The organism is Phytobacter sp. SCO41 (assembly GCF_003073275.1).
GTDB classification, from domain to species: Bacteria; Pseudomonadota; Gammaproteobacteria; order Enterobacterales; family Enterobacteriaceae; genus Phytobacter; species Phytobacter diazotrophicus.
Map to the genome: position 1 here is coordinate 5,182,925 of NZ_CP027225.1, position 19,777 is coordinate 5,202,701.

The window sequence follows — 19,777 nt, forward strand, 5'->3', positions numbered from 1 at the left end:
CCATGAGCCAAATCCATAAACACGATATTCCCGCAAATATTGCGGAACGTTGCCTGATCAATCCGGAGCAGTACGAGGCTAAATATCAGCAATCCATCACCGACCCTGACACCTTCTGGGGCGAGCAAGGCAAAATCCTTGACTGGATTAAACCCTATCAGAAAGTGAAAAACACTTCCTTCGCCCCGGGTAATGTCTCCATTAAATGGTACGAAGACGGCACGCTGAACCTTGCGGCCAACTGTCTTGACCGCCATCTTGCCGAACGTGGCGACCAAACCGCCATCATTTGGGAAGGCGACGACGCCAGCCAAAGTAAACATATTACCTATCGCCAGTTGCATACAGATGTCTGCCGTTTTGCCAATGTACTGACAGACCTGGGCATTAAAAAAGGCGACGTGGTGGCTATCTATATGCCCATGGTTCCGGAAGCCGCAGTCGCGATGCTGGCCTGTGCGCGTATCGGTGCCGTCCACTCGGTCATTTTCGGTGGCTTCTCGCCGGAAGCCGTTGCCGGACGTATTGTGGACTCCAGCTCCAGGCTGGTGATCACCGCCGATGAAGGCGTACGTGCCGGGCGTAATATCCCGTTGAAAAAGAACGTCGATGACGCGCTGAAAAACCCGAATGTAAAAACCGTTGAGCACGTCGTGGTACTTAAACGTACCGGCGGCAACATCGACTGGCACGAAGGGCGCGACCTGTGGTGGGACGCCCTCACCGCCAATGCCAGCCCGCAACACCAGCCGGTTGAAGTCAATGCCGAAGACCCGCTGTTTATCCTCTATACCTCCGGTTCTACAGGCAAGCCTAAAGGCGTACTGCACACCACCGGCGGCTATCTGGTTTATGCAGCCACCACCTTTAAGTATGTCTTCGATTATCACGACGGCGACGTCTACTGGTGCACCGCCGATGTCGGCTGGGTCACCGGCCACAGCTACCTGCTGTACGGACCACTGGCCTGCGGCGCGATTACCCTGATGTTCGAAGGGGTGCCGAACTGGCCGACGCCAGCGCGTATGAGCCAGGTTGTGGACAAACACAAGGTCAATATTCTCTATACCGCGCCCACGGCTATCCGTGCGCTGATGGCGGAAGGTGACAAAGCGATTGACGGTACGGACCGCTCTTCGCTGCGTATTCTCGGTTCCGTCGGTGAGCCCATAAACCCGGAAGCCTGGGAGTGGTACTGGAAGAAAATCGGCAACGAAAAATGCCCGGTCATGGACACCTGGTGGCAGACCGAAACCGGGGGCTTTATGATCACCCCGCTACCGGGTGCGATACAGCTCAAAGCGGGTTCCGCGACCCGTCCGTTCTTTGGCGTGCAGCCTGCGCTGGTGGATAACGAAGGTCATCCACTGGAAGGAGCCACCGAGGGCAACCTGGTGATTACCGACTCCTGGCCGGGCCAGGCGCGTACCCTGTTTGGCGACCACGAGCGTTTTGAGCAGACCTACTTCTCAACCTTCAAGAACATGTACTTTAGTGGCGATGGCGCGCGCCGCGATGAAGATGGCTATTACTGGATAACCGGCCGCGTGGACGACGTGCTGAACGTTTCCGGCCACCGACTGGGGACCGCGGAGATTGAATCGGCGCTGGTCTCCCACCCAAAAATCGCCGAAGCCGCGGTGGTGGGCATTCCACACAATATTAAAGGCCAGGCCATCTACGCTTACGTCACCCTGAACCACGGTGAAGAGCCGACCCCCGCGCTCTATACCGAGGTGCGCAACTGGGTACGTAAAGAGATTGGCCCGCTGGCAACGCCGGATGTCCTGCACTGGACCGACTCTCTGCCCAAAACCCGTTCCGGCAAAATCATGCGCCGTATTCTGCGCAAAATTGCCGCCGGGGATACCAGCAATTTCGGCGATACCTCAACCCTCGCGGATCCGGGTGTCGTGGAGAAACTGCTCGAAGAGAAGCAGGCCATCACCATGCCATCGTAACCTCGCATTCCCCCTCTCCCCGTGGGAGAGGGTCGGGGTGAGGGCATCGCAAACCACCCCCTCACCCTAACCCTCTCCCTCAAGGGAGAGGGAATAACAACAAACCCTACCTTACCTCTGGAGAGTTCTGTGATGAATGACACCATTTATCAACGGATAGAAAACAATGCGCATTACAGGGAGCTCGTCGAAAAGCGGCAACGGTTTGCCTTCATTCTTTCCATCATCATGCTGATTATCTATGTCGGTTTTATTCTGCTGATCGCCTTTGCGCCAGGCTGGCTCGGTACGCCGATCTCGGCGGGCAGCAGCGTCACGCGGGGTATTCCGATTGGCATTGGTGTGATTGTGATTTCGTTTTTGCTGACCGGCGTGTACGTCTGGCGGGCAAATGGCGAGTTTGATCGTCTGACAAAAACCGTTCTGCAAGAGGTAAAAGCATCATGAAGCGTGTTCTGACGGCGCTCGCCGCCACACTGCCTTTTACGGCCAACGCCGCCGATGCCATTACCGGCGCGGTCCAACGCCAGCCAACCAACTGGCAGGCGATCATCATGTTCCTGATCTTCGTGGCGCTGACGCTCTATATCACTTACTGGGCGTCAAAACGGGTGCGTTCGCGTAACGATTACTACACGGCAGGCGGTAATATTACGGGCTTCCAGAATGGCCTGGCGATTGCCGGTGACTTTATGTCAGCCGCATCGTTCCTCGGGATCTCTGCGCTGGTTTACACCTCCGGCTACGACGGGCTGATTTACTCGCTGGGCTTCCTCGTCGGCTGGCCAATTATTCTGTTCCTGATTGCCGAACGTCTGCGCAATCTGGGGCGTTACACCTTTGCCGACGTCGCCTCGTATCGCCTCAAACAGGGGCCGATTCGCACCCTCTCCGCCTGCGGTTCGCTGGTGGTGGTGGCGCTCTATCTGATAGCCCAGATGGTCGGTGCAGGTAAGCTTATTCAGTTACTGTTCGGCCTCAACTACCACGTTGCGGTCGTGCTGGTCGGCGTGCTGATGGTGCTCTATGTTCTCTTCGGCGGTATGCTCGCCACCACCTGGGTGCAGATCATCAAAGCCGTGTTGCTACTGTTCGGCGCAAGCTTTATGGCCTTTATGGTGATGAAGCATGTCGGCTTTAGCTTCAATAGCCTGTTTAGCGAAGCGATGGCGGTCCACCCGAAAGGGGAAGCCATTATGCGTCCGGGTGGTCTGGTTAAAGATCCGATCTCCGCACTGTCTTTGGGCCTGGGGCTGATGTTTGGTACGGCAGGTTTGCCGCATATTCTGATGCGTTTCTTCACGGTGTCAGATGCGCGTGAAGCCCGTAAGAGCGTGTTCTACGCCACGGGTTTTATGGGTTATTTCTACATTCTGACCTTTATCATTGGCTTCGGCGCCATCATGCTGGTTGGGGCAAACCCGGCCTTTAAAGATGCGGCGGGCGCGCTGATTGGCGGCAATAACATGGCGGCGGTGCACCTGGCGGATGCGGTCGGCGGCAACCTGTTCCTCGGCTTTATCTCCGCTGTGGCTTTCGCCACCATCCTGGCGGTGGTTGCCGGGCTGACGCTTGCCGGCGCATCGGCGGTCTCTCATGACCTGTACGCTAACGTCATTCGTAAAGACGCCACCGAACGTCAGGAGCTGAAAGTCTCGAAAATCACCGTACTGGTGCTCGGTGTGGTCGCTATTCTGCTGGGTATTCTGTTTGAGAAGCAGAATATTGCCTTTATGGTGGGGCTGGCGTTCTCCATCGCGGCGAGCTGCAACTTCCCCATCATTCTGCTCTCCATGTACTGGTCAAAACTGACCACCCGTGGCGCAATGATTGGCGGCTGGCTGGGCCTGCTGACGGCGGTGATTCTGATGGTCCTCGGCCCGACCATTTGGGTACAAATCCTCGGCCACGCGCAGGCGATTTTCCCGTATGAATACCCGGCGCTGTTCTCTATCGCCGTAGCCTTTATCGGTATCTGGATTTTCTCGATTACCGACAATACGCAAGAAGGTATTCGCGAGCGTGAGCAGTTCCGTGCGCAGTTCATCCGTTCACAAACGGGTGTCGGCATCGCACAGGGCCGCGCCCACTAAGCCCCTCTGCCCCGGTCAGCCATGACCGGGGCAATATCACAGTTTTTCCCGCCACAGGTGACAGACATCACCTTCTTTGCCGCCAAAAAGCCGATCCCTGTCACAAACATTTCCCCTGCTTTGTAAGCAACATCACGCTTTTGCATCTCCTGCCCTTTCCCGACACGCAGGTCGTCGACGGGTACACGACAGCCCGACGGCGCCCCTTTATGCTTATTTCACAGCGACGTCTCCAGACTATCGGCAAAGGCCGCCAGACGCTGGGGGCTCAGTAGCAACGGCAGAAAGAGCGGGCTACCGGGTGGCGGGTTGTTCACCCAGGCGGCGAGCGTATCGGCGTAGCGCAGCAGAGATTGCTGATGCTTTTCGAGTGCTCTGGCAGGCAGGGCATCGTCGCCATAATGATCGCGCCACAGCACATCGGTAACGACCTCTGTGACCCGGCTGAACATCTGGCTATAGATATCCGCATTGCGCCAGGCGGCCAGTAACGTCTCCATCGAATCATCCGGGCAGGTGATTCGCGGCAGCAGCTCGCGCAGGGTTTGTACGGCATTGGCCGCCAGGAAACAGGCGTTTTGCTTTTCCAACGCAATAAGCTGGCGCTGTTCGCCGCCCAGGTCACGATCGTCCGGTGGCATCAGCGGCTGATATGCCTGCAGCCAGTTGGCGCTGCGCGTGTCCATATGCAGCAGTTGTTGCGCCTGCGCCAGGCTTTCCGGGATCTGGCTTTGGTAATGCAGGCGTCGCCCCAGCAGATTAGGGGTTTTACACAGCCAGTCGTAGCTGGAATGGAATAATGCGGCAAGGCGGGTTTTATCCTGCGGCTGACGAAAGCGCAGCCCATGCTGTTCGACCCAGTCGTCAAAAACGTGGCCCTGCGTCTGATTGGCCGCCGCCAGGCCCAGCAGATTGATGGCATTGACCGAATCCATGACGCGGCTGTCCGGTAGCCACTGCCAGCTTACCCGGCAGGTAATGGCTTCCACGCTGTTGTCCGTCGCGCCGATGGCCCAGCTCAGCCGTCCGCTGATTTCATCGGCAAGCCAGCACGGCAGCGCTGTCCAGCCGTAACCGATGCCAAAGAGATCGTATTCGATCCATTTTTTATGATCCGGCAGGGTGACGATATGCGGGTGATTGGCAAAACCGGGGTGGTAATCGAGTTCCGTGGCTTTGATCGAGGCGCGAACGTCATGAGGCAGCGTTGCCAGTACGCCCGACAACTGCTGGCGCGGCCAGGAGTCATCAATAAAGTCGCGCAGGATCAGTTTTTTTCCGGCGCCGCGCAATTGCCGCCAGACCTGACGCAGACTTTTTTGCCACTCTACCGTCTGAAAAGACGGGGTCGTCAGGCTAAGAATGATACCGCTCAGATGGGGCAATTCGTTTAATAACGGCGCCAGCGTTGTGGAATAAAAGTGGTTCCAGAAATCCGGCGTGCTTTTATCGTCGAAAGCAAACTCCGGGAATTTACGCTTAATAATATCGTCAGCGGGCGCGGCCTCCCCCTGCAACCAAAAAGACAAATTATTCGCCGCCAGATACTGGTTCACCCGTTTTAAATAGTGCAACGCGTAGTGCTGTTGATGAATGAGATTTTCCACATTCAATTTCTGACTCAATGGCGAGGGCGTTGCCAGCAGTGAAAATAACTCCTGCTGATGAAGAATGATGCCTGTAAAGCCGTGTTGCTTAGCGCTTTCAACACCTTGCATCAACCATGGCCAGTGCCAGATAAAGGTGCTGTTGAGTTCCATTAATTGATGGGCAATACGTTTCATGACTTCATCCAGGTCATTTACTCTCACAGATAATAATTGAGGATAGTATGAAAAAATATGCCCTGGTCGGCACAGGTGGGCGCGCCGGATTATATATTTCTGCGATCGGCGGTCAGTGGAAAGACAATGCGCAACTGGTGGCGTTTTGCGATACCAACCAGACGCGAATGAATTACGCCAATACATTATTAAAAAACGAAGGCGCGGCTCCGGTATCCACCTGGAAAGCCGCGCAATTCGAGGCGATGATCCGCGAGACGCGTCCGGACATTATTATCGTCACCACCATGGACCGCACCCATGACGACTATATCGTACGGGCGCTGAAAGCGGGCTGCGATGTGATCACTGAAAAGCCGATGACCATTGATGAAAAACGGGCGCTCCGTATTCTCGATGCCATTGAAGAGACCGGGCACACCGTTCGCGTGGCGTTTAATTACCGCTATGCGCCGCACCACAGCAAAGTGCGCGAACTGCTGATGAACGGCACCATTGGCGAGGTTTACTCCGTCCACTTCGAATGGCTGCTCAACACCGAGCACGGCGCCGATTATTTTCGCCGCTGGCACCGGGAAAAACGCAACAGCGGCGGTTTGCTGGTCCACAAATCCACCCACCACTTCGACTTAATGAACTTCTGGCTCGATAGCTACCCGGAGCGCGTCTACGCCGAAGGCAGTCTGCGTTTTTACGGCAAAGAGAACGCGGAAAAACGGGGCGTGACCGGGTTCTATCCACGCGCCCACGGCTATGCGACGGCCACAGAAGACCCGTTTGCGCTGCACATGGCGGACAATCCGCAGCTTAAGGCGCTCTATCTGGACGCGGAGCATGAAGATAACTACTGGCGCGATCAGAGCGTATTCAGCGATGGTATCACCATCGAAGATACCCTTTCGGTGCTGGTGAAATACCAGAACCAGTGCCAGCTTAGCTATTCGCTGAATACGTATTTGCCCTGGGAAGGGCTGAATGTGGTATTTAACGGCAGCGAAGGCCGACTGGAGATGAAAATCGTCGAAAAATCGTATGTGAACGCCGGGGGCGAGCGCGCAAACGAGGGAAGTCTGGAGTCCTGCAATATTACTGTCTTTCCGATGTTTGCCGCCCCCTGGGAGGCCAGTTTTACCCTCGGCGAAGGCGGCCACGGCGGCGGTGATAACGCGATGCTTGCCGATCTGTTCGGCACGCCGGGTAACGATCCGCTCAGGCGTGCCGCCGATCACCGTGCCGGGGCAATGTCGATCCTGACGGGCATCGCGGGCAATATTTCCATGCAGCAACAGCGCCCGGTCAATTTCCGTGAGTTCGAACTGGTATCGCGTTTGAAAAAACAGGGCTAAAACAGTAGCCGCGCCACCAGCGGCGCGGCCAATACCGTCACCACGCCAGAGAGCATCATCACCAGGCTGGCAACGACGCCTTCCTGCTGGCCCAGCTCGTAGGAGCGGGCGGTTCCCGCGCCGTGAGACGCCGCACCAAACCCAGCGCCTTTTGCCATTCCTTCGCGAATGGAGAGGCGCAAAAAGAGCACATCCCCCACCGCCATGCCGAATACCCCGGTAATCACCACAAACAAAGCGACCAGATCCGGCTGTCCGCCCAATGGCCCTGCCGCCGCCAGCGCAAACGGCGTCGTCACCGAACGCACCGCCAGGCTGCGCTGAATGTCATCCGGCAGGGTAAAGAGACGCGCCAGCCAGACCGAGCTGGTTACGGCGACCACCGTTGCGGTGATAACGCCCGCGGAAAGCGACATCCAGTGGCGACGAATCACCGCGAGGTTGTCATACACCGGTACGGCAAAGGCGATGGTCGCTGGCCCTAACAGCCAAAGCAGCCAGTGAGATTCACCGATATAACGCTGCCAGGAGATATGCCCGAACACCAGGATCAGCACCAGTAATATCGGGGTGAAGACTAGCGGCATTAACGGGAGTTTATGGAACCGGCGGTACAGGCGCTTATTGAGAAAATAGATAACCAGCGTCATGACCAGGCAGAGCACGCTCAGGGCAAAATCATTCATGATTCAGCCTGCTGATTTCGAAGCGATAAACCTTATCAACCACCCAGGCTGTGGCCCCCAGCACCATCAGGGTACTCAGGGCAATCACGGCAAAAATACGCCAGCCGTCCACCATCAAAAGCTGAGTGTAATTCACCACGGCGACAACGGCAGGCACAAAGAACAGTAACATTTCGGCCAGTAGCCAGCGCGCGCCGGCCCTCACCCAACTCAGGGGAACCACGCGACAGACAATCAGCGCCAGCATCAGGATCATGCCAACCAGGTTAGCGGGAAGGGGAAGATGCAGCCACTGCACCAGATATTGCGCCACGATAAACAGCCCGGCATAGATAACAACCTGAACCGGCACCTGCAGTCGACGCACAATGGCAGGCGTAATACGACCTAACGCCATATCCATAGATAATTCTCGCGGAAATGAGACAGAGAGCACAGTATAGGGAGCCGCTACTCCATACTGAAATGAATTAAACTCATCGCAGGCATAGTTTAAAGGAATAATTATGGACATCAGAACGCTGCGCTATTTTGTGGAAGTGGTGCGTCAGCAAAGTTTCACTCGCGCAGCGGAACGGTTGTTCGTCACCCAGCCAACAATCAGTAAGATGTTGAAAAATCTTGAAGATGAGCTGAACTGCACGCTACTCATTCGTGATGGGCGCAAATTACTTCTCACCGATACCGGGCGCGTGGTGTTCGAGCGCGGGCTGGCTATCCTTGCTGAGTTTCGCCAGCTTGAGGCAGAACTTGGTGATATCAACCACTTAAATAAAGGGCTGCTGCGCCTCGGCATCCCCCCGATGGTCGGAATGCTGATGGCCGGGCCGATAGGCCTGTTTCGCCAGCGCTATCCCGGCGTTGAGCTGAAAATTTCCGAGTTTGGCGGCCTGACGGTCCAGCAGGCGGTCACCAATGGCGAACTGGATCTGGCGATGACCGCCCTGCCCGTCGAGGAGGATAGCGGCCTTTCTACCCTGCCGCTATTCAGCCATCCGCTCTGTGTGCTGGTGCCGCGCTCCGGCGACTGGCTCAATATTCAGTCCATAACACCTGAACAGTTGGCCGGGCACCCGCTGCTCATCTATAACGAAGATTTCGCCCTCAGCCGCCAGCTTATGCAGCTCTTTAACGACCATGGCGTGAAGCCGCGGATTGCCGTGCGTAGCGGGCAGTGGGATTTCCTGGCTGCGATGGTACAGGCCGGCGTAGGGATCGCGATTTTACCGGAGCCCATTTGCCAGCGCCTGGATAAACAGACGCTGCGCTGGGTTCCGCTGGAGAGTGATTTACGCTGGCATCTGGGGATGATTTGGCGTGAAGGAAGCTATCTTTCCCGCAGTGCACAAGCCTGGCTGCAATGCTGTGAAGGGTTCTGGGTGAATATGGATATTGCGGATGTGCCGCTGGGCGAAGGAAAGAAGTAATCAGACCGGGAATGCCCCGATAAGTGAATGCTATAGCCACAGCGAGCATAATCCATTGTCTTCTCCCCTTTGGGGCGAGGAGAATAAGGTGAACGGAATGACCATCAGAGCCGCATTTTCCCCCTCACCCTGGCCCTCTCCTCAAAGAGGAGAGGGGACCGTTCGTGCTCGCATTTTTGTGGGGATAAGGGAGAGGAAACTTACTTTTTCTCGATTAACAGCGCTTCCATCAAATCAAGATCGTGCAGCATCTTCTGTAACGTCTCATTGCTGATTTGCCGTGTCGCGCGCAGATGGTAAAGCTCGGCGCGTTCCGCACGCAGGGCTGCCAGGCGGAAACGGCGTTCAAGGTTCTCTTCCAGCAGCGAGCTTTCTGCGTTATTACGCCCATCCGCACGACGACGCAGATTACCAATCACCCTGGAACTCACTTCGGTGAGCAGTTGGTTGTCGATATTCTCTTCCGCATCGGCCGCCATACGCTCTTCCATTTTCTGAATCGCGACAATCGCTACCTCGGCAATCGTCGCCCGCGCCTGTCGTTCTTCATTGTACTGCTGGGAATGGTCACGCACTTCAATATGCTGCAACAGAGACGGCAGCGCCACAACGCCAACAAACAGCGAGAACAGAATCACCCCGGCGGCAAGGAACACCAGCTCATAACGTGCCGGGAAACCGATGCCATCAGGTAAAAACAGCGGAATAGACAGCACACCGGCCAGCGTAATCGCACCACGCACACCTGCGAAGGTGGCAATCAGCAGCTCACGCGTACTCCAGGAACCGAACTCCATCGGTTTTTTGTGCAAAAAGCGCACGCTGAATCTTTTCATCGTCCACAGCCAGCCAAAACGTACCAGCATCAGCGCGCAGTAAATCAGCACGATATCGGTAAACAGCATCCAGGTTTCCACATTCGGATCGGCTGCTGCTGCTGCCAGCGACGATTCGAGAATGCCCGGCAGTTGCAGGCCTAACAGCAGGAACACCATGCCGTTAAAGACAAACTCCAGCATCGCCCAGGTGCTGTTGGCACGCAGACGCATAGCGAGCGGCGCGGTGCGCATCACGCCGGAGCGGGTAATCGTCATACCGGCGGCCACCGCGGCGAGGATACCGGAAAAGCCAATGTGTTCCGCAATCAGATAAGAAGCGAACGGCAACAGGAACAGCAGCACGATTTGTGTAGCGGGCTCATCACCCCCCCAGCGACTCAGAAAACGCAGTGAACGACCGTACAGCCAGCTCACCACAAACCCGGCGAAAATGCCGCCAATCGCCACCTTCAAAAATTCAACCGTCGCGCCGCCAATGGTAAACACCATCGTACCCATCGCTACCGACACGGCGAATTTGAGCGAGACCAGACCGGATGCGTCGTTCATCAACGCTTCGCCCTGTAAAATCCCCATGATTTTCTTCGGAATACGCCCTTCACCCACAATGCCAGACAGCGCCACCGCATCGGTGGGCGACAGCACTGCCGCCAGGGCAAAAGCCGGCACCAGAGGAATGCCCGGAACCAGCCAGTAAATCAGAAAACCGATCCCGACGACGGTGACTACCACCAGCGCCAGCGCCAGGCCAAAGATCTCCCGGCCATGTTCAAGAAATTCGCGCGTGGGCGTTTTCCAGCCATCGGCAAACAGCAATGGCGGAATAAACAGGACGAGGAACAGCTCCGGATCGAACTCCACATGCAACCCGAACGTGGGGAAAGCCAGTAGCGCGCCAATGGCGATTTGCATAAGAGGAAGTGGGATCTGAAATGGTATTACTCGCGTGACCACGCCCGAAAGCGAAACCACTAAGGTCATGATGAGAATGGTAAAAAAGATTTCCATGCGTTCCCTGTTTGCGATGTTTTTATTAAGGCGTCATGCCTTGATGATAGAACATTCAGCTTAACGCAAAGGAAACAGGATGTGCGCAAAAAATGAAAACGGGCGGCCTGAGCCACCCGTTGTACACAAGAGACAAGGGAATTAGATTGCCCAGCCGCCTGCGTAGAAGATAACCAGCGCCACGGCGATAACCACAGTACCGATATTCAGTTTACGGAAATCACCTGAGACCACGCGGCCAATGACCAGAGAGGCAAAGCCGATCATGATGCCGGTAACGATGTTACAGGTCAGCACGATGAATACTGCGGTGATAAGACCGGACATCGCATCAACAAAGTCGGCAAAGTCGATTTTCGCCACGTTGCTCAGCATCAGCAGACCTACGTACATCAGCGCTGGCGCAGTCGCATACGCCGGAACCAGGTAGGAGAGCGGAGAGAGGAACAGAATCAGCAGGAACAGCACGCCAACGGTGATCGCTGTCAGACCGGTTTTACCGCCTGCCGCCGTACCTGCCGCAGACTCGATGTATACCGCCGCAGGCGCCGCGCCCACCAGACCGGAGAACACGCTGCTCAGAGAGTCGGTGGTCAGCGCTTTGCCGCCATCGATAATCTGGCCGTCTTTATCCAGCAGGTTCGCCTGACCGGCTACCGCACGGATAGTACCGGTCGCATCAAACACCGCCGTCATCACCAGCGCCAGTACGCTTGGCAGCACGACAGGGTTCAGCGCGCCAACGATATCCAGGCTGCCGATCAGGGAGTTGCCTTTGTCATCGCTCAGCGATGGCATAGCGAAAATACCGGAGAAGTGCACGCTCGGGTCGAAGATGAGTCCGACAATAGAAACACCGATGATGGTCAGCAGGATGCCGCCCGGTACTTTCAGTTTTTCCAGACCGATGATAACCGCCAGGCCAATCAGCGACATGATCACCGGGAAGCTGGCGAAATGACCCAGCGTGACGGGCAGGCCGTCCAGCGGATTCTTGATAACCAGACCCACGCCGTTCGCCGCGATCAGCAGCAGGAACAGACCGATACCGATACCGGTGCCATGCGCAACACCTTGCGGCAGGTTGCGCAGGATCCAGCTACGAATACCCGTTGCGGAAATAACGGTAAACAGCACACCCATCAGGAACACGGCACCCAGAGCGACCGGAACGCTGATATGTTGGCCCAGCACCAGGCTAAACGCGGTGAACGCGGTCAGAGAGATAGCGCAACCGATAGCCAGTGGCAGGTTTGCCCACAGGCCCATGACGATCGAACCGACACCGGCAACCAGACAGGTAGCGACAAACACCGCCGCTGGCGGGAAGCCCGCTTTACCGAGCATGCCAGGCACAACGATAACGGAATAGACCATCGCCAGAAACGTGGTTAACCCAGCAACGATTTCCTGACGAACAGTACTGCCGCGAGCAGAAATTTTAAATAAGGCGTCAAGCGAACCGCCGGTACGCGCAGAAGGCGTAGACATAGGAAACATCCCCTGAGAGTTTTTATCTTTCGTTGATATGCGAGGCGGACAGTGTCCACTGCCTGTTAAACGTCGTCTCCCTGAGCTGCGATGTGACGAAGGGGTGTCACAAAAAGCAAACGATTAACTCCGCGCATACAAAACGGTTGGTCAAAAAAGGCAAACGATTATCCAGCGTTTAGATACCGCTTTTCAACTGAACTTTGCCGCTTTTTGCTAATTTTCGCTTATGACGACGAAGAATTGACCGACCGATGCGCAAACGTTATCGTCCCTGCGCAACTTTGCAACATTTCGCGATCAATATTACGTACCGGGGAGATCCAAAGGGCCGCCCTGCTCAATCGCCCGTTGCCAGGCCGGGCGCATTTCAACTCTCTTTTTCCATGACTGGGTATGCGGAAGATCGGCAATGCCGCCGCGTGACAGCAATGCGAAAATCGGAAAACTCATCTGAATGTCGGCCATGCTTAACTGCTCTCCGGCAAACCAGGGCTTCACGGCCAGTTGCGACTCGATATAACGCGCGTGGGTTTCAATTTGCTTGTTTAGCCAGGCTTTCTGGATGCCCTGACCAAGCATTTTTCCTATCGTTCGCACACCAAACGGTACGGGTGGTTTACCGAGGCTGGCAAAAACCAGCTTCATCAATAATAAAGGCATCAGCGATCCTTCGGCGTAATGCAGCCAAAAGCGATACTGCTGACGCATCTCTCTATCTTCAGGCTTAAGCAGGCTGTTTGTATCGTAGGTCTCCTGCAGGTATTCCAGAATTGCGCCGGATTCAGCGAGGATCAGACCGTCGTCTTCCAGTACCGGTGATTTGCCCAGCGGGTGCACTTTCTTAAGTGACGCAGGAGCCAGCATGGTTTTTTCACGTTGATAATGAATGAGTTGATACGGTAAACCCAGTTCTTCCAGCGCCCACAGAATGCGCTGAGAACGAGACTGGTTCAAGTGGTGAACTTTAAGCATGACAGGCTCCCGCTGAGTTATTCGAATTAACTATAGAAAAGCTTGCTCTTTGGATGAAAAATTTCCTAAAAAAAAGCGTCATGATGTGGCGAATTTTTCGCCATTTCCTAGACTAAAAGTGTCAGCACAATCCGGAACCTCCAACATGATGAGGGGTGCTGATGTCGGGGGAAACCCTCCCATAACAGAATGGGATAGAGAGAAAGACAAAGACCGGACCGACTAAAGCGCCCCAGTTGGGCGCTTTAGTTTTTTGTATTGCTGTAGCCCCGGTAAGCGACAGCGCCACCGGGGGGAATATGTTTCTTTGGCTAATCGCCTTCCAGCAGCCTTGCCCCCGTCCCCTGAGCGCCTAACTGGTCTCCTGGGTTTCGCAGCGGGCAATCACTATGCGACAGACAACCACAGCCAATACACCCATCCAAATCATCACGTAACGCAACCAACGTGTGAATACGCCTGTCCAGTTCCTCGCGCCACTGGGACGAAAGGTGCTTCCACTCTTTTGCGCTCAGCGTATGTCCTTCCGGCAATACGCCAAACGCATCGCCGATGGTCGACAGAGGAATACCAATACGCTGGGCGATTTTAATGATCGCCACATAGCGCAGCACATCGCGTGTATAGCGCCGCTGGTTACCGGCATTACGGGTACTTTTTATAAGCCCTTTGCTTTCATAAAAATGCAGCGCGGAAACGGCCACCCCGCTGCGTTTCGCCACTTCACCCGGCGTGAGCAGCGCCTTGAGACGCAGTGTTCTCTTTTCCATAAAACCTCTTTACCTCAAGTTAACTTGAGGAATTATACTCCACCGCAGACAAAACGACGAATCGAGAAAGAGGCAGCTCTATGTCCCATCAGCAAATTATTCAGACCCTTACGGAATGGATTGATGAACATATCGACCAACCGTTAAACATTGATGTAGTCGCCAGAAAGTCAGGTTATTCAAAATGGTATTTGCAGAGAATGTTTCGTACCGTGATGCATCAGACGCTGGGAGATTACATTCGTCAGCGCCGTCTGTTACTGGCTGCGGAAGCACTGCGTACTACGCGGCGTCCCATTTTTGATATTGCGATGGATCTGGGCTACGTTTCGCAACAAACGTTTTCACGCGTGTTTCGTCGGGAATTTGATCGGACTCCCAGCGACTATCGCCACCAGGCGTAAGTGTCGCCGGGATGATTACTTTAGCGAAGGTGGCTGCGCAACCCAGGCTTTAAACTCCTGCGGCGGCAGAGCCTTCGCAAAATGCCAACCCTGACAGTACTGCACGCCACGCTTAAGTAACCAGGTTACCTGTTCTGCTGTTTCCACCCCTTCCGCGATAATTTTCAGGCGCAAACTGTGTGCCATCTCAATGATGTGTTCAGCGATCAGGTGGCTGGTACTATTGGTCGTCAACGTATCGATAAAGGATTTATCAATTTTTAAAATATCGACGTTGAGGGAGTACAGGTTGTGCAAGTTCGAGTAACCGGTGCCGAAGTCATCTATCGCCACCTCGTAACCCGCATGGCGAAACGCCTGAATGACCGGCGTGGTTTTAGGAACATCAATAAACCCACGTTCGGTTACTTCAATTTTAATTTGTTCTGCGCGTACAGAATGTTCCCTGGTTTTATTGGTAATAAGTGCAATCAGGCGGGAAGAATGGAAATCGACGGCTGACAGATTAATCGAAATATAAAGATGCGGCCATGCTGCTAAGAATTCTCCTAGATCATTAAAGACTTCATCAACGACATAATCGGTAACCCGCTCAATCATTCCTTCTTTCTCTGCCAGCGGAATAAATTCCGCCGGGCTCATTACCGGACCATTAAAACCCGGCCAGCGCAATAATGCTTCAGCGCCTACGCATTGGCCGTTTTTGATATCAATAATGGGCTGGTAATGAAGTTCAAGCTGGTGTTTGGTTAATGCTCTGTGCAGCATTCGTCGTGGAGAGTTAAACTCCTGCCGTGTTCGCGACCACATCAATAAAATAATAATGCTACAAATCATGCCTAACGGCAGTGTTAATGTCGCCTGATGATAAAGATACTGAAAATAAGTGTCGCTGGAGGTCGAAACAATGATTGCAATGGGACGTTTATCAGAATGGTCTATTGTGTAAAAACGACCATTCTCTTGAAAAGTAAGGTCATTTTTTCGGACGAGCTTATCCAGTGTTTGTAGATCGGCCTGATCACTGACGGAAAAAAAGAGACCCGTTACCGTATCGTAAATACCATAAGCCAGCGTGCTGTCGTCTGACATCACCTCGCTGTAGGAAAGCGGATTGACTACCGCGACATAATTTCCTTTCTGCATATAGACCATTTTATATCCGGGATAAAATGGCGTATCACGATAGTAATAAATAGAGATGGCCGGCTTTTTTTTATACTCGGGAGGCGAAATAGCATACGATTGCGTAGGATAAAAAGCTGTCGAGCATAAAAACTGTTCGCCGCGCGCGTATATTAAATCGGCAACATACAGGCTACCGCGAATGATATTGAGCATGTAGCTACGATGCTCAGGGGAACAAACTTGACCGTGATATTTCTCAGCGGCGCTTCGGGCCAGGTCGACTTGTCCGATAACCCGTTCAGTTTTATCTAAAGCAAGTTGCGCAAAAGAACGAAGATGGATACCTGTTTCTTTTACTGCACGGATGTGAGCAAACCATAGCGACAGCATCACCGGTAGGAGCACTACCATGATGATCCCGACGACTCTCAGCATCTTACGCTGCGCGCTATGATTCATTTCCGCCTATATCCCTGCATTTAGTGTGCCTGTAATGAAGGCAGGATGCTTTGATAAACAGGTGATTACGTTGCATGAATCATACGACATTAGCAACTTACTTTTTTCATTAAAAACCTAATATTTGGTTATGACGATAATATTTGCCCGTAAGGCAAACTAAAAGTATGCGTTGTGTTTATATTAAGGAAAATATTTATCCAGTCGCCAGCTAGGGTTTTTAGTTTACGCAACAGACAATAGTTGATTAAGTCAAACTCTCCGCAGGATAAAAAAAAGACAGGCCGATCGGGTATTTTTTCATCTATTGCGTAGCCTTCCGGAAGGAAGCCGGGAATATTTATAAAATTGCTTCTGCAATCACAGTTCGGCTACGCCCGGTACGCTTCGCATCGTACAGCGCATCGTCCGCAAGCGTAAGCAAAACTGAAGTATCGGACACCCCTCCGGTGACAAACACAACACCTGCGCTAAAGGATAAGGTTATCTTTTCATCCCCGTTAAAAAGCGGTTTATCGACCAGCGCAGCGCGAATTTTTTGGCTAAAACACAGCGCAGTCTGACTGTCAGTTTGCGGTAATAAAATCAGAAATTCCTCTCCTCCCAGACGACCTAACGCGCAGTCCGGCGTGCTGAGCTCACGGATTTTCTCGCAGAAATGGCGCAGTGCCGCATCGCCTGTTAGGTGGCCCCAGCGATCGTTGATGTTTTTAAAATGGTCCAGGTCCAACATGAGGATACTGAAATGACTATCGGGATCTCCCGGTTCACAGGCGGCAAGCGCCTCTCTGAACTGCCGTAATATAGAGAACCTATTAAAGCACCCCGTCAGGTCATCAGTCGTCGCTTTCACCGCCAGTTGCTGCTCGGCCTTCTTACGTTCGGTAATGTCCAGCCCGATACTGAGAATGGATTTATCCGGGAGCAAAATATTTGACCACAATACGGTTAATACTTCGCCCGTGCGCCTTACCGGATGCCATTCATACATATCGACAGCAGGCGAAGCGCTGACAGAAGCCCGGACCTTATGACGGACCTCATCATCAGGGAAAAATAATGCTAATGGATCAGGTTGACAGTTTAACTCCTCAATTGACCAACCAAACAGCCGTTCGCACTCCCCATTCCATAATATACAGCGGTTGTTTTTATCAAATGAATTCATTAATACGGGGGCGCGATCAAATAAGACTTTATATTGCGCGACAATGCGATGCATTTCTCTGGTCATGCGCTCTTTAGCAATAATACCGGCGAGATAATCTTTTAATTTCTCGACAAGAATGATCACCACACTTTTAATGATACTCATTGAAAATAACGGCTGCGGAAACGCCAGGAAGAAATATCCCTCTACCCCATGAGCGCTTGAAATTAATTTACAGAGAATACCGCCATGGAATTTATCAGCAGCATGGTGAGTAGGAGAAAATAATATTGTACCAACCTGCCGTCGCCAACAGATAACACGCCACGCATGTTGATTGCGCCGCAATTGCGACTGTTCCAGAAAGGTTTGCGCATCGCCCAGGGTGCATGGAATCTGCCCCGCGCTCTCATGCTGGAAATCTCCATCCTGCTCTACCACAACCCAGGAGAGCGTTGAACCTACGGCACTATTAATTGCCTGTAAAATTTCTTTTAGCGTGCGTTGTGCACTGAAGCATGGCATCAACTTCGCCAGGATAGTAAGCGCCACCGCGCCATCATCCACAGGAATGGCGGTATTTTCTTTTTTCATTTTTTTTCAGTCACAGATGATTAAACACCGGACCATACCCACAATGAGCTGTACAGGAAAAACGAAAAGCTAAATTCCGATGACCAACGCTGATTTACAAAAAATGCAGCGAAATGCGTTTAAAAGACGCCAGTTGAGGATATATCCATGCAGATCAGAAATCTGAAAAGTGACATTCAGATATATATAGCTATTCGATCAAGAATAATCGATGTTCCGAAAAGTGCCAACCCAGGCAAAATAGGCAAAAAATCATAAAGTGACTATCTTTTTGAATTTATTAGCATTCTTATTCTTCATAGCAAAACGCTATCATCACGCCCGGTTAACCCCTACGCCCTCTAACAAAATGCCCCTTTGCACAGAAAATTTTGCTCATTTGCACACTGGCGAATAAAAGAACAAATGTGATATAGTTCACACATTCTTGAGACAGGGAACACTGTTTCAATGTAGAACGTTACTTCTGCAGATTTTCTGCGCCTGCACACATCGCTCAGGCTCATGGCGTCACCCACCTGTGCCTGAAAGTTTTCTTTCGAGGATCGTTTTCATGGCTACATTAACCACCAGTGTCGTTCTTCTTCGTTGGCAGATACTGAGTGCAGTGCTGATGTTTATGGCCAGCACATTGAACATTCGCTTTCGTAAAGCAGATTATATTGGTCTGGCTGTGATAAGCAGCGGCCTTGGTCTGGTAGCAGCCTGCTGGTTTGCAACGGGCCTGTTGGGCATTACGATGGTCGATGTCCATGCCGTCTGGCACAACGTCATCAATATCATGACGGAGATGTCAGAGAAATCCTCCCCCGAATGGCCGATGGTGATTACCTGACAGCAAGCCCTTCTTTAGTGAAAAAGCTCCCGCGTGGAGCTTTTTTATTGTCAAAAATCCGCTGACACGAAAAGAGACAAATAACGCCAGCAGGTAACAAAAAACCCCGCAGTGCGGGGTTTTTGTCGATACGTTTCCCATACGGGTCGCGCTGATAAGGCCGATGGCCTGCACTCAGAACGGAATATCGTCGTCGAAGTCCATCGGCGGTTCGTTAGACGGTGCCGGCGCAGACTGCTGTGGGCGAGACTGCGCGCCGCCGCTGAACTGGTTACCGCCCTGCGGCTGCTGAGGTTGGCCCCAACCGCCCTGCTGGCCCTGGCCGCCGCCCATATTGCCGCCAGCCGGAGCACCGCCACCCTGACGGCCACCGAGCATCTGCATGGTGCCGCCCACGTTAACCACGACTTCGGTGGTGTATTTCTCGGCGCCGGACTGATCGGTCCATTTGCGGGTACGCAGTTGACCTTCGATGTAGACCTGAGAACCTTTACGCAGGTACTCACCGGCCACTTCTGCCAGTTTGCCGAACAGCACAACGCGGTGCCATTCAGTCTGCTCTTTCATTTCACCGGTCGCTTTATCACGCCAGGATTCGGAAGTCGCCAGCGTAATGTTGGCCACTGCACCACCACTCGGCATATAGCGTACTTCCGGGTCCTGGCCCAGATTACCGACGAGAATCACCTTGTTTACGCCTCTGCTGGCCATGATCGTGTCTCCTGAAAACATTTCTAAATAGTGTAAGCGCGGGAGTGTACCATTTCCATGCGACATGTTCATAGCTGCGAAGGATCTTCCAGAGTTGTCGCGCGGACTCAACATTG

18 protein-coding genes are annotated in these 19,777 nt (G+C 53.3%); 7 read left to right on the top strand and 11 right to left on the bottom strand.

Annotated features, from left to right (window positions below; translation table 11 throughout):
* The first annotated feature begins 2 nt into the window (after window positions 1–2).
* The 3 genes from acs to actP all read left to right on the top strand — a co-directional run bounded on the left by acs (window position 3) and on the right by actP (window position 4,054).
* Complete coding sequence (gene acs, locus C5523_RS25185; RefSeq protein WP_039077882.1) at window positions 3–1,961, top strand: acetate--CoA ligase; 1,959 nt, start codon at window positions 3–5, stop codon at window positions 1,959–1,961.
* 132 nt (window positions 1,962–2,093) lie between these two features.
* The gene (locus tag C5523_RS25190) at window positions 2,094–2,408 is read left to right on the top strand and encodes a DUF485 domain-containing protein (protein ID WP_039077883.1); all 315 of its coding nucleotides are present in this window, start codon (window positions 2,094–2,096) and stop codon (window positions 2,406–2,408) included.
* On the top strand, window positions 2,405–4,054 hold the full coding sequence (actP, locus tag C5523_RS25195) for a cation/acetate symporter ActP (RefSeq protein WP_039077884.1): 1,650 nt from the start codon (window positions 2,405–2,407) through the stop codon (window positions 4,052–4,054). The genes C5523_RS25190 and actP overlap by 4 nt, the downstream gene beginning before the upstream one ends.
* Here actP and C5523_RS27535 read toward each other — a convergent pair.
* Both C5523_RS27535 and C5523_RS25200 read right to left on the bottom strand, forming a co-directional pair.
* Complete coding sequence (locus tag C5523_RS27535) at window positions 4,051–4,200, bottom strand: hypothetical protein (RefSeq protein WP_165159383.1); 150 nt, start codon at window positions 4,198–4,200, stop codon at window positions 4,051–4,053. The two genes, actP and C5523_RS27535, sit on opposite strands and share 4 nt — an antisense overlap.
* A gap of 72 nt (window positions 4,201–4,272) precedes the next feature.
* Window positions 4,273–5,838 (bottom strand): hypothetical protein, encoded by a 1,566-nt coding sequence (locus tag C5523_RS25200; protein WP_039077885.1) that lies wholly within the window; start codon window positions 5,836–5,838, stop codon window positions 4,273–4,275.
* 47 nt (window positions 5,839–5,885) lie between these two features.
* Here C5523_RS25200 and C5523_RS25205 point away from each other — a divergent pair, with 47 nt between their 5' ends.
* Complete coding sequence (locus C5523_RS25205; RefSeq protein WP_107223964.1) at window positions 5,886–7,184, top strand: Gfo/Idh/MocA family protein; 1,299 nt, start codon at window positions 5,886–5,888, stop codon at window positions 7,182–7,184.
* Here the strand turns inward: C5523_RS25205 and C5523_RS25210 are convergent.
* Together C5523_RS25210 and C5523_RS25215 are read right to left on the bottom strand one after the other, a co-directional pair.
* Entirely contained in the window at window positions 7,181–7,870 is a 690-nt protein-coding gene (locus C5523_RS25210; protein ID WP_039077887.1) for an LrgB family protein, read from the bottom strand. The two genes, C5523_RS25205 and C5523_RS25210, sit on opposite strands and share 4 nt — an antisense overlap.
* Window positions 7,863–8,273 (bottom strand): CidA/LrgA family protein, encoded by a 411-nt coding sequence (locus C5523_RS25215; protein ID WP_103245048.1) that lies wholly within the window; start codon window positions 8,271–8,273, stop codon window positions 7,863–7,865. The genes C5523_RS25210 and C5523_RS25215 overlap by 8 nt, the downstream gene beginning before the upstream one ends.
* A 103-nt stretch (window positions 8,274–8,376) precedes the next feature.
* On the opposite strand from C5523_RS25215, the gene C5523_RS25220 reads away from it, so the two are divergent.
* Window positions 8,377–9,297, top strand: coding sequence for a LysR family transcriptional regulator (locus tag C5523_RS25220; RefSeq protein WP_039077889.1), 921 nt, complete (start codon window positions 8,377–8,379; stop codon window positions 9,295–9,297).
* Window positions 9,298–9,497: 200 nt separating this feature from the next.
* Here C5523_RS25220 and C5523_RS25225 read toward each other — a convergent pair whose 3' ends face one another.
* The 4 genes from C5523_RS25225 to soxR form a co-directional block, all read right to left on the bottom strand.
* Window positions 9,498–11,144: a Na+/H+ antiporter gene (locus C5523_RS25225; RefSeq protein ID WP_108702187.1), complete on the bottom strand. Its 1,647-nt coding sequence runs from the start codon at window positions 11,142–11,144 to the stop codon at window positions 9,498–9,500.
* A 141-nt stretch (window positions 11,145–11,285) separates the two neighbouring features.
* On the bottom strand, window positions 11,286–12,635 hold the full coding sequence (gene ghxP / locus C5523_RS25230) for a guanine/hypoxanthine transporter GhxP (RefSeq protein WP_039077891.1): 1,350 nt from the start codon (window positions 12,633–12,635) through the stop codon (window positions 11,286–11,288).
* A gap of 306 nt (window positions 12,636–12,941) precedes the next feature.
* Window positions 12,942–13,610 (bottom strand): glutathione S-transferase family protein, encoded by a 669-nt coding sequence (locus tag C5523_RS25235; RefSeq protein ID WP_108702188.1) that lies wholly within the window; start codon window positions 13,608–13,610, stop codon window positions 12,942–12,944.
* Window positions 13,611–13,921: 311 nt separating this feature from the next.
* On the bottom strand, window positions 13,922–14,380 hold the full coding sequence (gene soxR / locus C5523_RS25240) for a redox-sensitive transcriptional activator SoxR (protein ID WP_108702189.1): 459 nt from the start codon (window positions 14,378–14,380) through the stop codon (window positions 13,922–13,924).
* Window positions 14,381–14,460: 80 nt separating this feature from the next.
* On the opposite strand from soxR, the gene soxS reads away from it, so the two are divergent.
* Window positions 14,461–14,784 (top strand): superoxide response transcriptional regulator SoxS, encoded by a 324-nt coding sequence (gene soxS, locus C5523_RS25245; protein ID WP_039077894.1) that lies wholly within the window; start codon window positions 14,461–14,463, stop codon window positions 14,782–14,784.
* A 15-nt stretch (window positions 14,785–14,799) separates the two neighbouring features.
* Here the strand turns inward: soxS and C5523_RS25250 are convergent, their stop codons facing one another.
* Window positions 14,800–16,371 carry an EAL domain-containing protein gene (locus C5523_RS25250; RefSeq protein ID WP_039077895.1) on the bottom strand — a complete coding sequence of 524 codons (1,572 nt, stop codon included), beginning with the start codon at window positions 16,369–16,371 and terminating at the stop codon, window positions 14,800–14,802.
* 340 nt (window positions 16,372–16,711) lie between these two features.
* Window positions 16,712–18,115, bottom strand: coding sequence for a sensor domain-containing diguanylate cyclase (locus tag C5523_RS25255; RefSeq protein ID WP_108702190.1), 1,404 nt, complete (start codon window positions 18,113–18,115; stop codon window positions 16,712–16,714).
* Between the two features lie 553 nt (window positions 18,116–18,668).
* Here C5523_RS25255 and C5523_RS25260 point away from each other — a divergent pair.
* A complete protein-coding gene (locus tag C5523_RS25260) occupies window positions 18,669–18,950 on the top strand; it encodes a YjcB family protein (RefSeq protein WP_039077897.1) in 282 nt (93 codons plus the stop codon).
* A gap of 174 nt (window positions 18,951–19,124) precedes the next feature.
* On the opposite strand, the gene ssb1 is transcribed toward C5523_RS25260, so the two are convergent.
* Entirely contained in the window at window positions 19,125–19,661 is a 537-nt protein-coding gene (gene ssb1 / locus C5523_RS25265) for a single-stranded DNA-binding protein SSB1 (RefSeq protein WP_039077898.1), read from the bottom strand.
* Window positions 19,662–19,777 lie beyond the last annotated feature (116 nt).

Coding starts and splice junctions, on each gene's coding strand:
- acs (WP_039077882.1), top strand. CDS start 3: ATGAGCCAAATCCATAAACACGATATTCCCGCAAATATTGCGGAACGT.
- C5523_RS25190 (WP_039077883.1), top strand. CDS start 2,094: ATGAATGACACCATTTATCAACGGATAGAAAACAATGCGCATTACAGG.
- actP (WP_039077884.1), top strand. CDS start 2,405: ATGAAGCGTGTTCTGACGGCGCTCGCCGCCACACTGCCTTTTACGGCC.
- C5523_RS27535 (WP_165159383.1), bottom strand. CDS start 4,200: ATGCAAAAGCGTGATGTTGCTTACAAAGCAGGGGAAATGTTTGTGACA.
- C5523_RS25200 (WP_039077885.1), bottom strand. CDS start 5,838: ATGAAACGTATTGCCCATCAATTAATGGAACTCAACAGCACCTTTATC.
- C5523_RS25205 (WP_107223964.1), top strand. CDS start 5,886: ATGAAAAAATATGCCCTGGTCGGCACAGGTGGGCGCGCCGGATTATAT.
- C5523_RS25210 (WP_039077887.1), bottom strand. CDS start 7,870: ATGAATGATTTTGCCCTGAGCGTGCTCTGCCTGGTCATGACGCTGGTT.
- C5523_RS25215 (WP_103245048.1), bottom strand. CDS start 8,273: ATGGATATGGCGTTAGGTCGTATTACGCCTGCCATTGTGCGTCGACTG.
- C5523_RS25220 (WP_039077889.1), top strand. CDS start 8,377: ATGGACATCAGAACGCTGCGCTATTTTGTGGAAGTGGTGCGTCAGCAA.
- C5523_RS25225 (WP_108702187.1), bottom strand. CDS start 11,144: ATGGAAATCTTTTTTACCATTCTCATCATGACCTTAGTGGTTTCGCTT.
- ghxP (WP_039077891.1), bottom strand. CDS start 12,635: ATGTCTACGCCTTCTGCGCGTACCGGCGGTTCGCTTGACGCCTTATTT.
- C5523_RS25235 (WP_108702188.1), bottom strand. CDS start 13,610: ATGCTTAAAGTTCACCACTTGAACCAGTCTCGTTCTCAGCGCATTCTG.
- soxR (WP_108702189.1), bottom strand. CDS start 14,380: ATGGAAAAGAGAACACTGCGTCTCAAGGCGCTGCTCACGCCGGGTGAA.
- soxS (WP_039077894.1), top strand. CDS start 14,461: ATGTCCCATCAGCAAATTATTCAGACCCTTACGGAATGGATTGATGAA.
- C5523_RS25250 (WP_039077895.1), bottom strand. CDS start 16,371: ATGAATCATAGCGCGCAGCGTAAGATGCTGAGAGTCGTCGGGATCATC.
- C5523_RS25255 (WP_108702190.1), bottom strand. CDS start 18,115: ATGAAAAAAGAAAATACCGCCATTCCTGTGGATGATGGCGCGGTGGCG.
- C5523_RS25260 (WP_039077897.1), top strand. CDS start 18,669: ATGGCTACATTAACCACCAGTGTCGTTCTTCTTCGTTGGCAGATACTG.
- ssb1 (WP_039077898.1), bottom strand. CDS start 19,661: ATGGCCAGCAGAGGCGTAAACAAGGTGATTCTCGTCGGTAATCTGGGC.